Annotated in this window: 10 protein-coding genes; 5 read left to right on the forward strand and 5 right to left on the reverse strand. The window is 61.4% G+C overall.

Annotation, left to right across the window (positions count from 1 at the left end; all coding sequences use genetic code 11):
* Positions 1 to 13 precede the first annotated feature (13 nt).
* A complete protein-coding gene (locus NFR19_RS01300; protein WP_251211969.1) occupies positions 14 to 4,555 on the forward strand; it encodes a DEAD/DEAH box helicase in 4,542 nt (1,513 codons plus the stop codon).
* A 40-nt stretch (positions 4,556 to 4,595) separates the two neighbouring features.
* Here NFR19_RS01300 and NFR19_RS01305 read toward each other — a convergent pair whose 3' ends face one another.
* From NFR19_RS01305 to argC, 4 genes are read right to left on the reverse strand one after another with little or no spacing between them, the layout of a single operon-like run.
* Positions 4,596 to 5,846, reverse strand: a complete 1,251-nt coding sequence (locus NFR19_RS01305) for an aspartate aminotransferase family protein (RefSeq protein ID WP_251211970.1) — start codon at positions 5,844 to 5,846, stop codon at positions 4,596 to 4,598.
* Positions 5,847 to 5,875: 29 nt separating this feature from the next.
* Entirely contained in the window at positions 5,876 to 6,844 is a 969-nt protein-coding gene (gene argB, locus NFR19_RS01310; RefSeq protein ID WP_251211971.1) for an acetylglutamate kinase, read from the reverse strand.
* Between the two features lie 19 nt (positions 6,845 to 6,863).
* Positions 6,864 to 8,135 (reverse strand): bifunctional glutamate N-acetyltransferase/amino-acid acetyltransferase ArgJ, encoded by a 1,272-nt coding sequence (gene argJ / locus NFR19_RS01315; protein WP_251211972.1) that lies wholly within the window; start codon positions 8,133 to 8,135, stop codon positions 6,864 to 6,866.
* A gap of 8 nt (positions 8,136 to 8,143) precedes the next feature.
* Positions 8,144 to 9,208 carry an N-acetyl-gamma-glutamyl-phosphate reductase gene (gene argC, locus NFR19_RS01320; RefSeq protein ID WP_251212045.1) on the reverse strand — a complete coding sequence of 355 codons (1,065 nt, stop codon included), beginning with the start codon at positions 9,206 to 9,208 and terminating at the stop codon, positions 8,144 to 8,146.
* A 192-nt stretch (positions 9,209 to 9,400) separates the two neighbouring features.
* Here argC and NFR19_RS01325 point away from each other — a divergent pair, with 192 nt between their 5' ends.
* Both NFR19_RS01325 and NFR19_RS01330 read left to right on the forward strand, forming a co-directional pair.
* Positions 9,401 to 9,865: a DUF4430 domain-containing protein gene (locus NFR19_RS01325; RefSeq protein ID WP_251211973.1), complete on the forward strand. Its 465-nt coding sequence runs from the start codon at positions 9,401 to 9,403 to the stop codon at positions 9,863 to 9,865.
* A gap of 13 nt (positions 9,866 to 9,878) precedes the next feature.
* Positions 9,879 to 10,322 carry a GNAT family N-acetyltransferase gene (locus NFR19_RS01330; RefSeq protein WP_251211974.1) on the forward strand — a complete coding sequence of 148 codons (444 nt, stop codon included), beginning with the start codon at positions 9,879 to 9,881 and terminating at the stop codon, positions 10,320 to 10,322.
* Positions 10,323 to 10,349: 27 nt separating this feature from the next.
* Here the strand turns inward: NFR19_RS01330 and NFR19_RS01335 are convergent, their stop codons facing one another.
* Positions 10,350 to 11,480 carry a cation diffusion facilitator family transporter gene (locus NFR19_RS01335; protein WP_251211975.1) on the reverse strand — a complete coding sequence of 377 codons (1,131 nt, stop codon included), beginning with the start codon at positions 11,478 to 11,480 and terminating at the stop codon, positions 10,350 to 10,352.
* Between the two features lie 159 nt (positions 11,481 to 11,639).
* On the opposite strand from NFR19_RS01335, the gene NFR19_RS01340 reads away from it, so the two are divergent.
* Both NFR19_RS01340 and NFR19_RS01345 read left to right on the forward strand, forming a co-directional pair.
* Positions 11,640 to 12,335: a response regulator transcription factor gene (locus tag NFR19_RS01340; RefSeq protein WP_251211976.1), complete on the forward strand. Its 696-nt coding sequence runs from the start codon at positions 11,640 to 11,642 to the stop codon at positions 12,333 to 12,335.
* Entirely contained in the window at positions 12,332 to 13,387 is a 1,056-nt protein-coding gene (locus NFR19_RS01345) for a sensor histidine kinase (protein WP_251211977.1), read from the forward strand. Before NFR19_RS01340 ends, NFR19_RS01345 begins: the two co-directional genes overlap by 4 nt.
* Positions 13,388 to 13,403 lie beyond the last annotated feature (16 nt).

Raw genomic sequence — 13,403 nt, forward strand, 5'->3', positions numbered from 1 at the left:
CATGGAACAAGGTATGGATACATTCTCCCATGAGGTGCGCGGGTGGTTCCTCGATATGTTCGAGGCGCCTACGGAGGTGCAGACACGTGCCTGGGACACCATCGCGCAGGGAAGAAACGCCCTGGTCGTGGCACCAACGGGCTCCGGTAAGACGTTCGCAGCGTTCTTGCAGGCCATTGATGCGCTGATGTGCGAGAAAGCGGCCGCGCGTCAGTGGCGGCGCGGGGTGCGCGTGCTGTACGTATCGCCGCTCAAAGCGCTCGGAGCCGATGTGGAGCGCAATCTTGCGGAACCCTTGCGCGATATCGCCGTGCGCACCGGTTGCGATGTGGGCGTGGACGTAGGTGTGCGCACCGGAGATACGACAGCTGCCGAGCGACAGCGTCTCAATCGTCGTCCGCCCGATATTCTGATCACCACGCCCGAATCGCTCTATCTGATGCTGACCTCGCAAGCACGGGAGATGTTCAAAGACCTGCAGACGGTGATCGTGGATGAGATCCATTCTCTTGCTGGCAACAAGCGCGGCGCGCACCTGTCGCTTTCCCTTGAGCGGCTTGACGTGTTCGTGGGCCATCCCGTGCAGCGTGTGGGGCTTTCAGCCACGGTGGAGCCACGCGAGGAAGTGGCCCGGTTTCTCGGGGGTGTGCATGCGGTCGAGGTGATCGCAGCTGATGGGCGCACTGACGCGGATATCAGGATATGCGTCCCGGTGCAGGATATGACGGCTATCCCTCGTTTCGGAGACAACCAGAAGGTCTCCATCTGGCCGTATTTGGAGTCAGCCATCTTAGATGAGGTGCTGCGGCATACCTCGACGATCGTCTTCGTGAACTCGCGCGGGCTTTGCGAGCGTTTGACCGCACATCTCAACGACCGCTACGCTCGCCGCACAGAGGGCGCGCGCGGCAAGGTGTTAGATGCTGAGCTCGCAGGGCCCATCCGCTCAGATATCGGTTCGACCTCTGAGCTTACCGGAGCCAGCGCTCAGATCATCGCGAAGGCGCATCATGGATCGGTTGCGAAGGAGAAGCGCGTCCAGGTGGAGCGCGAACTGAAAACGGGTGCTCTGCGGTGCGTGGTGGCAACTTCAAGCCTGGAACTCGGCATAGATATGGGCGAGGTCGACCTGGTCATCCAGGTGGCACCGCCTCCTTCGGTGTCAAGCGGGTTGCAGCGCATCGGGCGGGCGAATCATCGGGTGGCAGGCAAATCGGAAGGCATCATGTTCCCGCGCGTGCGCACCGAGGTGCTCGATTGTGCCGTAGTGGTAGAAGGCATGGTAGCCGGGCACATCGAACGGACCCATCTCATCAACTGCCCGCTTGACATATTGGCGCAGCAAACGGTGGCCGAGGTGTCTTTGTGCACGGAGGGGCTCTCCGCGGATGAGTGGTTTCAGACGGTAAAGCGCTCGGCATGCTTCACGACGCTTGCACGTTCGGCGTTCGATGCGGTCATCCAGATGCTCTCAGGCGTATTCGCTACCGGTGAGGTAGCTGAATTCGCGCCCCGTATCAGAGTGGAGGGGCCAAGCGGTCTTTTGATGCCGCTTCCGCGCAGCCAACGTTTGGCGGTGAGCGCGGGCGGCACCATTCCCGATCGGGGGCTTTTTCCGGTGATGCTGCCAGAAGGGGATGCTGCGCGAGGGCGAAGGCGCGTCGGGGAGCTTGATGAGGAAATGGTCCACGAATCGCGGGTGGGCGATCGTATCATCTTGGGAACGAGCACCTGGCGCATCATCGAGATCGGGCGCGATCGCGTGTTAGTGGAACCAGCTCCTGGTCAAGCGGCGCGTCTGCCGTTCTGGCACGGCGAGAACGTAGGGCGCAGTTTCGATGCGGGGATGCGACGAGGCGCTTTTGTGCGCCAGCTCGTCCATGAGGATGCAGATGCGGTGGAGACGCGCTTGATCGCCGATGGCTTGGATGCGTTCGCGCGCGATAACCTTCGAGCGCTCGTGGAGCAACAGCGACAGGCAACGGGTGTGCTGCCCGACGACCACACCGTCGTCATCGAGCAGTGCGCTGACGAGCAAGGCGATGAGCGCATCATCATCCATGCGACCTTCGGCAAGCGCGTTTGCGAACCCTGGGCGCTGGCTCTTGCGACGCGCGTGCGCGCGCATTATGGATTTGACCCGCAGGCCATGGCAGCAGATGATGGTATCGTACTGCGCATTCCCGAGGCGCACGACGCTGCGCTCGACAGAGAAGCCTTCCTGTTCGATCCAGACGAGATCGAGCGCATTGTCTGCGATACGGTGGGTTCCACCGCGCTGTTCGCGGCGCGTTTTCGCGAATGTGCGGCGCGGGCGCTTCTGGTCACACCGCATCAGCCGGGTACGCGTGCGCCTCTGTGGCAGCAGCGCATCAAGGGCGGTCAGCTTCTGGAGGCAGCGCGGCGTCAGGGTGATTTCCCTCTTCTGGCCGAGACCGCGCGCGAGTGCTTGCAAGATGTCTACGATCTTCCCTCGTTGCGACAGGTGATGCAAGACGTTGCCGAGGGTTCCCTGCAGGTGCATCTGGTACGCACTCAGACACCATCGCCGTTTGCAGCACCGCTGCTCTTCGGGTATGTGGCTGAGCATCTCTATGAGGGCGATCTGCCGCATGCGGAGCAACGACGGGCGTTGCTCTCGGTAGATGCGGGGCTTTTGCGCGAGCTCTTGGGAGGCGATAAGACCGCGGAGATCCTTGATGAGGTAGTGGTTGCTCGCGTGCAGGCCGAACTGCAACATGAGGTGCCTGGCTACCGGATGCATGGCAGCGAAGGAGCACATGAGCTCTTGCGGCGGCTGGGGCCCCTGTCACGTTGTGCCGTTGCGGCTCGCCTTGCTGCCGACGCATCGGCTGTTCGCGCTCTTGACGGTTCTGATCCTCTTGGTGCGGAGGCGGATGAGGCGGCTTGCAGCGAGGAAGAGGCGCAGCGCATGCTCGACGCATTGGATGCGGCGCATCGAGCGTTCCGGACACGGGTGGGCGTGGCGGAGGTGTGGGTTGCAGCAGAAGATGCTGCCCGACTGAATGCGGTGCTGGGCGTGCGTGGCCCCTCGTGGGCACCGAGCGCTCACGCCGCTGCAGACGGAGACGATCTGCTCGATGGTCTTGTGGCGCGCATAGTGCAAACGAACGTGCTCTCTTCTGCGTCGGGCATTGCTGAGAGCTTTGGAATAGGGGCTGCTTTGGTAGAAGAGAGCCTGTGTCGTCTGGCAGCGCAAGGAAGGGCTAGGCGCGTGTCTGCCCCGGGTGATGCAGCGCAGCTGATGTGGGCTGACCCAGCCGTTTTGCGGCGCGTGCGTGCCCGTTCTCTTGCGGCGGCTCGCAAGGCGGTGGAGCCGGTGAGTCAAGAAGCCTACCTGCGCTTTCTCTTCGATTTGCAGGGCATCGGCGTTGCCTTCGACACGGACAGCCTCGATCGACTGGCGGAGGTTATTGCGCAGTTCGAGGGCGTTGCTCTCCCGGCGTCTCTCTGGGAGTCCGCTGTGTTTCCTGCGCGGGTCAGAGCATATCAGCCTGCCCTGCTCGATGAGTTATTGAGCGAGGGCGAGGTGATATGGGTCGGCGGTACCGATGCGGACGGTCATCGGGTCGTTTCATTCTATCCCGCTGACTCGCCGCTGTGTCCGGTTCGTGCGCCTTGGTATGCGGGCGGTGAGCAGGCGAAGATCGCTGAGGCAGCGTGGCAAGGCGGCGTATCGTCCGATCGCTTCACATTCGTGCGCGCTTCCTGTGCCGGTCAGCACGGTCAGCAGACCAGCGCTCCACCGCCTGCGCCCCGTCGCGCCATGAGTCGCCGATCGATGCGGCGCTATTCCGAGCTGTCCGCTGCGCGTCGGGCAGCGCGCGAGCGGGTGGTTGCCCGCAGCGCCCACGATGCGGCTTTCGCTGGTACCTGGTGGGCGCTTAAGGCGCTGCCAACAAACGATACCATGCGTGCGCTCGAGATGGTCGATTCCCTCTTGGAGCGATTCGGCATCATTGCGCGCGACATCGCGTTAGGGGCAGGAGTGCCAGGCGGTTTGAGCGGCATCTATCCGGTATTGCGAAGTCGGGAAGATGCGGGGGAGCTTTTGCGCGGGGCATTCGTCGAGGGGCTTGGCCCTGCGCAGTTCGCGTTGATGGATTCGATCGAGCGCATCCGCTCCTTCGCAGATGCATCGGATGATGCCACCATCGTTCTCGATGCGGATGATCCGGCGAATCTGTTCGGGGCTGGCCTTGCGTGGCCGGATACGGGCAGTGCGAAACGGCTCGTACGTCGCAGTGGCGCCCTGGTCGTTTTCTGCGATGGTCAGCTGGTCCTCTACGCCAGCGCACACGCTCGCGACCTCATATCCTTCGATGCTGATGAGGCCTTGCTCGTGCGGGCGATTCGTGCTCTTGCAGATGAGCTGCGCGCGCGGCTGCGGCGTCCGGGCGCTCTGCGGGAGCGCATACAGGTGCGCACCTTTGACGGTCAGCCTGTGTTGGATAGTCCTGCTGCTGGCATGTTGGAGGAAGCGGGCTTCGCGCGCAACGGTCTTGAGTTGCGCCTGTACGCGCAGCTTTCCTGAGGCATCTTGCCTGAGCGAAGGCGCGACGCGCGCTGCCGTCTCAGCGCAGCTGTGCGCAGATGCGTGTCAGGATGGCCACCATCTCATCGATATCGGCATCGGTGCAGATGAGCGGAGGGAGAAAGCGCAAGGTCTGTGGTCCGGTCGCATTGATGACCAGTCCCGCCTCCAGCGCGGCATCCACCGCTTGCGGAGCCGAGAGCCCTTCATCGAGATCGACTCCTACCATGAGCCCGCGCCCGCGCACGGCACGTACGCCCGGTATCGTTTCCAGGCGCTGGCGCAAAGACGAGCCACGCTCGTTCACGTTCGCCGCGATGGCTGGATCCGAGAGCTCCCGCAACGTTGCACGCGCAGCTGCCATGGCAAGGTTGCTGCCGCCGAACGTGGAGCCATGCGTGCCTGGTGTCAAAACCTCGCCGAGCTCATCGCGTGCCGCGCAGGCGCCGCAAACCATGCCTGAGGCGATTCCTTTCGCCATCGTGACCACATCGGGTACGATGCGCGCGCTTTGGAAGGCGAAGGCATCGCCGGTACGGTAGATACCGCATTGCACTTCATCGCAGATCAGCAGCGCATCTGCCTCGCTGGTCAAGCGACGCGCCTCTTGCAGAAACTCAACAGTGCAAGGATGCACCCCTGATTCTCCTTGAATGGGCTCGAGCATCATCGCGCATATCTGACCTGAAAAGCGCGCGAAGAGCTCCTGGAGCGCATCTATATCGTTGATGGGGGTGTATACGAACCCTTCTGGAAGAGGCTCGAAGCCATGCTGGAGGCTGCTTTGACCGGTTGCCGTCAAGGTGGTCATGGTGCGCCCGTGGAAGCTCTTCACCAGCGTGACGATCAACGATGGCGCCCTCATCTCTTCGTCGCGCGCCTTTGTTTGCTTGTGTGCATGCAGCCGCGCCAGCTTGATGGCGCATTCGTTGGCTTCGGCGCCCGAGTTCGCGAAGAAGGTCTTCCACGTATGATGGGAGGCCGCGTCAAGCCCTGCGTTGAGCATGTCGCTGAGGCCTCGCGCAACCTGCCCGCGGTTCTCGATATAGAAGTAATTGCTCACATGAATGAGCTGCTCAGCTTGGGATCGAAGAGCGGTAACCACCGCAGGGTGGCAGTGGCCCAAGCTGCACACGCCGATGCCAGAGAGGAAGTCAAGGTAGCACTTGCCAGTGCTGTCGGTGAGATGCATGCCGCTGCCGGAGACGAACTCGACCGGCTTGCGCGCGAAGGTGGGCATCACATATTCGGTTTCTAGCTGTTGTTGCTCATCAAGGCTCGGGGTGCTCATCGATCTGCCTTTCGATTGCGATGTTCGTATCAGTTGCCGGTATGCGTCGTATCTGCGTTCTCGAGCAGTTTCGATGCGAATCGGCCCAGACGTGCTGGATCGAATCCGGAGGCGGGGCCAACGCCGGTGATCATGGTGCCGATCCCCTTGTTGGTGAGGGTCTCGAGCAAAAGCGCGTGCGGGGTAGTGCCGTTGATGATATGCGCTCGTTGCACGCCAGCATCAAGGGCGGTAACGCAGCTTTCCAGCTTCGGGATCATGCCAGTGGATATCTCGCGGGCGGCAACCATGGCTCGCGCCTCATCCGCCGTCATGCGAGCGACGAAGGTGTCCTCGTTGGGGAAGTCCTCGTACAGTCCGTCCACATCGCTCAAGAAGATGATCTTGTGCGCCCCGATGGCAGCGGCGATATGACCTGCTGCAACATCGGCGTTGACGTTGAACCAGCCGCCCTGCGCATCTATCGCCACCGAGGCGATCACCGGGATGTAGTCATCGGCAATGAGGTCTTCGATGAGCTGTTCGTTCACGCGGGTGATACGCCCCACGCGCCCCAAGCGCGCATCGGCTTGCTCGGCTTCCATGATGCCAGCATCAGCGCCGGAGAGTCCAACCCCCATATTGCCGTGGCGGTTCATAGCGCGCACGAGGTCTTGGTTCACTTTGCCCATCAGCACCGTGCGCACCAGTTCCATGGCTTCGTCGCTGGTGACGCGCTGCCCTTCTGCGAACTCCACCGGGAGATTGGCTGTTTCCATGGCAGCGCTGATGGCCTTACCGCCGCCATGCACGATGACCGGATTCACGCCGATGATCTTGAGCAGCACGATATCGGCCATGACCTCAGCGCGCAGCTGCTCGTTGACCATGGCGGCACCGCCGTACTTGATGACGATGGTTTTGCCGGTCACATTCTTGATCCAGGGCATGGCCTCGGAGAGCACTTCTCCTGTTAGGGTGGAAACACCGTGGGGTCTTGTTTGTCGATCGTATTGCATAGCGCTCATTTCGTCAGGGTCAGGAGCGGTAATCCGCATTGATGTCGATGTAGGAATGGGTGAGGTCGCACGTCCAGAGGGTCGCTGCGTGCTCACCGGCGCCCAAATCTGCCTCAAGGACGATCTCGCTGTTCTCGAAACGCTTGCGCGCTTCGGCCTCATCGAAGGGCTGTGCCATGCCTGCACGACAGACGGGAAGCCCCATGATGTCGATATCCACCTTGTGCTGATCGAATCGCGCGCCAGATTTGCCCAACGCTGCGGCGATGCGTCCCCAATTGGCATCGCGACCAGTTACAGCCGTCTTCACGAGGGGAGAGTTCGCCACTGCGCGCGCGGCGACATCGGCCTCATCGGCGCTAGCGGCCCCACGTACGTGTACGGTGACAAGTTTGGATGCCCCTTCACCATCGCGTGCCATAGCGCGCGCAAGGGCAACGCAGACTTGCGTGAGCGCTTTTTGAAACGCCTCGTATGCTGCGCTTCCGACGGAAAAGGGCGCCATGGTGTCTGCTGCGGCTCCCGAGGCCATCAGGATGCACGTGTCGTTCGTGGAGGAATCGGAGTCAACGGTGACCTTGTTGAAGCTTGCTGCTGTGGCCGCATGGAGCGCCTTATGCAAGACGGCGGGTGCGAGGGGAGCGTCGGTCGTCAAAACCGCGATCATGGTCGCCATATCAGGCATGATCATGCCTGATCCCTTCGCCATGCCGCCTACGGTGAACGTGGTGTTCTCAACCTGAAAGGTGACCGCGCATTCCTTCTCTACCGTATCGGTGGTCATGATGGCGCACGCCGCATCGGTACCGCCTTCGCGGGAGAGCTTCGCTGCTGCCTCGGGCACGCCGTGGCGGAAAGGCGTAAGCGGCAGCGGTACGCCGATCACCCCCGTTGAGGCGACCAGAACATCGCGCGGGGGTATTTCGAGATGCTCAGCGACGATCTCGGCTGCCGCCTCAGCCGTGCGCACGCCTTCTTCGCCGGTGGCCGCATTCGCGTTGCCGGAGTTCACGATCACGGCTTGTGCTGTTCCGTAGCTCTCGCCGATGACGCCACCGAGACGATCTCGGCTGACGCGCACTGGTGCCGCGCAAAAGGCGTTGCGCGTGAAGACGGCTGCGGTCGGGCATGGCGCTTGAGCAGCCACGATGGCCATGTCGAGCCGATGGGGGTTTGCGCGAAACCCGGCGTGGATGCCAGCAGCGGTGAATCCTCGAGCAGAGGTCACGCCACCGCCCGCTTTGAACGGAAAACCGAAGGCTGCCGCGTAGGTATCATGCGTTATGCTCATAGTGGTCCTCATACTGCGAGCGCGACGGTATCAAGGCCCGCGCTCTGGTCTTCGCCGAAAATGATGTTCGCGCATTGTACCGCTTGACCAGCAGCACCCTTGCCCAGATTATCAAGAGCGCACACCGCGATGACCGATCGCGCCGCCTCGTGCACGGTCACGCCGATGTGCGCGCGATTGGTGCCCGCGACGCTTCTGGTTTGCGGGAAGGTTCCTGGTGCCAAAACGGTGACGAAGGGGGAATGCGCATAGGCTTCCGCATAGATGCGCACGAGTTCTTCGGTGGTGATGCTGATGGTGGCGCCAAGGGGCATAGTCACCGTTGAGAGCAGCCCGCGGTTCATGGGTGCCAGATGCGGTGTGAAAACCAGCCGATCGCCCAGACCGAGTATCTGAGCTATCTCGGGGGTATGACGATGGGTGCCCACGCCGTAGGCTTGCGCATCCTCGTTGACCGTGCAGAACTGGTTGCGCGCATTGGGGCTTTTGCCTGCGCCGCTGATCCCCGAGATGGCATCGGCTACGACCGCGCCCTGCTCGGCTATCAGGCCTGCCTGCAAAGCGGGAAAGGCTGCAAGCGATGTGGCAGTAGGGTAGCACCCGGCACAGGCGACAAGGGCAGGGCTGCCCTGGTTTCTCTGGGCAGCTGCCCGTGCGAGCTCATCTCCGGTGATCTCAGGCAGTCCGAACGCTGCGCGGGCAAGCAGGTCAGGGTGCGTATGAGCCGTGTCGTACCAGTGTTCGTAGACGGCGGCATCTTTGAGGCGGAAATCAGCGGAGAGGTCGATCACGTTGACCCCGGCATCAAGGAGGGCGGCGGCGCTGTCAAGGGCTGCCGTATGAGGAACCGCGAGAAACACCGCGTCGCAGTGGGCGAGGTCGGGCGTATCGTTGGCGGAGAAGCGCAGGTCGGTCATTCCGGCAAAGGCGGGATAGCGCTCCGCCACAAGCGCTCCCGCATAAGCATCGGAGGTGACCGTGGTCACGCGAAACGTAGGATGAGCGAGAAGAAGGCGTACGAGCTCGATGCCCGCAAATCCTGCTGCCCCTACAACGCCAACCCGGTATTCCATGCTGCTCACCTGCTCACCTTGATCTGTATCACGTTCTGAAGATTATATACGCAACGGACACGCGCCGGGCCTTCTTGCAGGGAGTTCGGTCGCGGTGATGGAGATGGAGCGGCACGCGCGCGGAGATGGTGCGAATGCACTACACTGGAGACGGTATGCTACGGACGGTTTTTTTGAGAAAGTAGGCGGACTATGTCGGGTATAAAGGGTATGACGGGCGTGCGGATGCGTATGGCCATGGTCGCGCTTGCGATGGCGGTGTTGCTCGCTTGTGCGGGATGCGCAGGGTCGCAGACGTCATCTTCAAGCGAGAGTTCATCGGCTTCCAGTGAAGCAGTCGCGCAGGCTACTTCTATCGCGGTGAGCGTATCGGTGACGGGTCCTGCAGACGAGGTCATGCTCGCACCGGCGGTCATCTCTCTCGAAGAGGACAGCACCGCTCTTGAGGCGCTCCAGGCAAGCGGGCTTGATGTGACGGTGACCGAGTCGAGCTTCGGTCCGTTCGTCGAAGCGATAGACGGGGTTGCCGGTGAGGGTTCGGCCGGATGGACCTATACCGTGAACGGAGAGATGCCGCAGGTGTCGGCAGGAAGCTGCGTGGTATCCGATGGTGATGCTGTTGCATGGACCTACGCGGACGCCTCGGACGTCTCGTAGGTAAGGAGCGCGCATGAAGATGCAGAGCGGGCGCGACGCCTTTGAAGCGGCTCAGCAGGTGCGGCGTGCGGTGTTCATGGAAGAGCAGGGGTACCAAAACGAGTTCGACGCGATCGACGAGGACGATCGGTGCGTTCATGTGGCGCTCGTTGAAGGGGGGAATCCGCTCGGGTGTGCTCGTGTGTTTCCCGTAGAGCTGGAGCCCGATTGCGAAACGGCCCCCGGCCGATGGGTGTTTGGCCGTCTTGCGGTTATGCCCCAGGTTCGTAAGGGAGGTCTTGGCTCCGAGTTGCTCGTTGAAAGCGAACGCATCGTTCAGAGCCGGGGCGGCACCGAACTGCATCTGCATGCGCAGTGCCAAGCCCAAGGATTCTACGAGAAGCATGGTTATGTGCCCTATGGGGAGATCGGGTACGATGAGGGGGAGCCGCATCAGTGGATGATGAAGCGGCTCTAGCGCGTTCGTTCGGGTAGAAGCACCTTCTCACCCGACATAGTCGGCATCGATGACCACGTTGTACTCATAGGCGGGATACGCGCTCTTCATACGATCGATGACGCCGGTGCGCACCGCTTCGTTGTCGGCGCGAAACTCTAAGACCAAGTCGAAGGTGACCAGCTTGCGCTGCTCGTCCACGTAGAACCCATGCACTTGCAAAACGTCAGGATAATCCTCGACGATCTCATGGAGCGTGCGGCGCATGGGCTTGTAGCGATCGTGCGGATTGGCCGCATAGACGCCGATGGTGATGATGATACGGAATTCCCTGTACACATCCTCTGAAATGCGCCGTGTGAGCTCGTGTATCTGGGCGGCTCGCATATCGTCGTCCACTTCGATGTGCGCTGCGCCGATCATCTCGTTAGGGCCGAAGTCGTCAAGGATGATATCGTAGGTTCCCAAAACGCCGTCGTAGCTTGAGATGAAGCTCTTGAGTCGAGTACCCAAGCCGTTGTCGCAACGTGCGCCGAGAATGGGACTGACCGCTTCGCGCAAGATGTCGCATCCGCTCTTGAGAACGAACAGCGAAATGATGACGCCGATAGCGCCATCGATGTTCACCTGCCAGATCAACGCGACGAGCGCGGCTACCAGGGTGCCCGCCGTCAGAATAGCATCGTTGTCCGAATCAACGCCGGATGCGCTGAGCGCACTGCTGCGGAGGGTCTTGCCGCGCCGTTTCAGGTAGATGCCGATCCCCACCTTCACCAGGATGCTCGCTATGATGACGATCAGCGTGAACGTGCTGTAGTCAGGATCGGTTGGCCAGATGACCTTCACGGCAGCCTCCCAAAGCGAGATGCCGCCAGCTATCAGGATGATGACGGCGATGGCAAGGGAGGTCATGTACTCCATGCGTCCAAACCCGAAGGGGTACTGGCGCGAGGCTCTGCGAGCGGCCAGTTTCGTGCCTATGATGGTGATGACTGACGAGAGAACGTCGGTAGCGTTGTTCACGGCATCGAGGATGATGGCGATGGAGTGAGCCGCCAGGCCAACGAGCAGCTTGAAGGCGACGAGCACCACATTGCCGACAATGCCGACGATGCTCGCCTGCACGATGTTGCTCTCACGCCTTTTCGCGTTACGAGAGATGTCCTGTGCTTGCTCCATGTGCTGCTCCTTGCGCATTGCGTAGATCGAAGCGATGTCGTGCTTCCTCTACCGTGCCTCTCTATTGTGCCGCAAAGCGCTTTGCGGGAAGCGCTGCGATCGCATCTGATATGCTGATGTTGACGAGATGCTCTTGAAGTGCGAAGAGGCGGTGGGAGTATGGATGAGGGCAGTGGATGCGCTCATGCGGCGCCGAAGGTGTTCGTAGTGGAAGATGATGCGGCCTTGCTCGATGGGCTCGAGCGGCTCTTGCGCCTGCAAGGCTTCGCGGTCGAGCACTGCGTTTCTTTTTCAGAAGCGGCAGCTGAGGTGCTCGCGGCAGAGGTGGACTGCGTCGTGCTCGATCTGCGGCTGCCCGATGCTGACGGCTTGCAGATCTGCCGCGATATCCGCGCGGTCTCCAAGGTTCCGATCATCATGTTGACCTCATCGGAGAGCGAATTCGACGAGGTGATGGCGTTCGGCCTGGGCGCAGATGACTTCGTGACCAAGCCGTACCGCCCAGCAACCCTGCTCGCGCGCATCCAGAGCGTGCTGCGTCGTCAGGCAACCACTGGCACGCCCGTTCTGGAGCATGCAGGCGTGCGGTTGGATATGGCGTCGGGCGTCGTGTCGTATGAAGGCGCCTCGCGGGAGCTCTCGCGCAACGAGCAGCGCATCTTGCAACTGCTGTTGCGCAATGTCGGCAGCGTAGTGAGCCGCCAGCAGATCATGGCCGATCTTTGGGAAACCGATGAATTCGTTGACGATAACACGCTCACGGTCAATGTGAACCGTCTGCGCAAGGCGTTGAACGCTATCGGAGCGCCGGAGGATTTCGTCAAGACGCGCCGCGGGATGGGATATTCGGTATGAGCGAAGCAGATGCTCCACGATTCACCTTCAGGGGATACCTTGCTGAGCGCTGGATCGCTTTGGTAGCGCTCGCTGTCTGCGAAGGTGGAATTGCGGCCATGGGCACCATCATGGGGTTGACCCGCGATGGGTCCGCCGCTTTGTGCGTGTTCGTCGGGCTTGTCGCGGCAAGCGTGCTCGTGCTCGACTTCATACGCCGCCGCCATTTCTGGAAGCAAGCTTCGGTCATGCTCGAGATGATGGATGAGACGAACCAGATGCAATCGTTTCTCGATGAGCCGGGGTTTCTCGAGGGCAGAATAGCGTATGCGATAGCCGAGCGCATGGGGGACTGCGGGCACGCTGAGATGCAGAGCGTCCAGCTCGAAGCAGCTGGCTATCGGGATTACATCGAACTGTGGATACATGAGGCTAAGACCCCTATCGCGGCGGCAAAGCTGATCCTTTCGCGCATGCAAGGGGAAGAGAGCGATGCGCTCTCGCGTGAGGTGGAGCGCATCGAGGATGAGGTGGAACAGGCGCTCTATTATGCCCGGTCGACCTCTGTGCGCAGCGATTATGCCATTCGCGAGGTCAACTTAGGCGAAGCGGTGCGCGAAGCATGCAAGCGCCATGCTCGGTTCCTGATCGAGCGGCAAGCTATTCCAAGCATACGCATTCCCACTGATGCGACCGTGCTCGCCGATCGGCCGTGGCTCGTATTCATGGTGGGACAGGTGGTGGTCAATGCGGCCCAATATGGCGCGCATACCATCTCGTTCGTGAGCACCGAAGAGGGCGTGGGCACCTCGCGCGAGCACACCGTGCTCGAGGTGGCCGATGATGGATGCGGCATTCCCGCTGAAGACGTACCGCGCGTCTTCGATCGCGGTTTTACGGGCCGCAATGGGCGTGCTCGTGGCAGTGCGACCGGCATGGGGTTGTATCTGGTCGCCAGCATGTGCGAGCAGCTTGGGGTGGGCGTGCGCCTTGCTAGCGAAGAGGGCATTGGCACGCGCGTTATCTTCACGTTTCCGCACGATCGTCGTCGCGCACACGTGACAGGGATGTAAGCCAGCTGTAAGCCGA

This window comes from Adlercreutzia murintestinalis (assembly GCF_943192905.1).
Taxonomy (GTDB): domain Bacteria; phylum Actinomycetota; class Coriobacteriia; order Coriobacteriales; family Eggerthellaceae; genus Adlercreutzia_A; species Adlercreutzia_A murintestinalis.

Excerpts from the sequence above, each read along its gene's own strand:
- NFR19_RS01340 (WP_251211976.1), top strand. The coding sequence starts at position 11,640 with ATGGATGAGGGCAGTGGATGCGCTCATGCGGCGCCGAAGGTGTTCGTA.
- NFR19_RS01325 (WP_251211973.1), top strand. The coding sequence starts at position 9,401 with ATGTCGGGTATAAAGGGTATGACGGGCGTGCGGATGCGTATGGCCATG.
- argC (WP_251212045.1), bottom strand. The coding sequence starts at position 9,208 with ATGGAATACCGGGTTGGCGTTGTAGGGGCAGCAGGATTTGCGGGCATC.
- NFR19_RS01335 (WP_251211975.1), bottom strand. The coding sequence starts at position 11,480 with ATGGAGCAAGCACAGGACATCTCTCGTAACGCGAAAAGGCGTGAGAGC.
- NFR19_RS01330 (WP_251211974.1), top strand. The coding sequence starts at position 9,879 with ATGAAGATGCAGAGCGGGCGCGACGCCTTTGAAGCGGCTCAGCAGGTG.
- argB (WP_251211971.1), bottom strand. The coding sequence starts at position 6,844 with ATGCAATACGATCGACAAACAAGACCCCACGGTGTTTCCACCCTAACA.
- NFR19_RS01300 (WP_251211969.1), top strand. The coding sequence starts at position 14 with ATGGATACATTCTCCCATGAGGTGCGCGGGTGGTTCCTCGATATGTTC.
- NFR19_RS01305 (WP_251211970.1), bottom strand. The coding sequence starts at position 5,846 with ATGAGCACCCCGAGCCTTGATGAGCAACAACAGCTAGAAACCGAATAT.
- NFR19_RS01345 (WP_251211977.1), top strand. The coding sequence starts at position 12,332 with ATGAGCGAAGCAGATGCTCCACGATTCACCTTCAGGGGATACCTTGCT.
- argJ (WP_251211972.1), bottom strand. The coding sequence starts at position 8,135 with ATGAGCATAACGCATGATACCTACGCGGCAGCCTTCGGTTTTCCGTTC.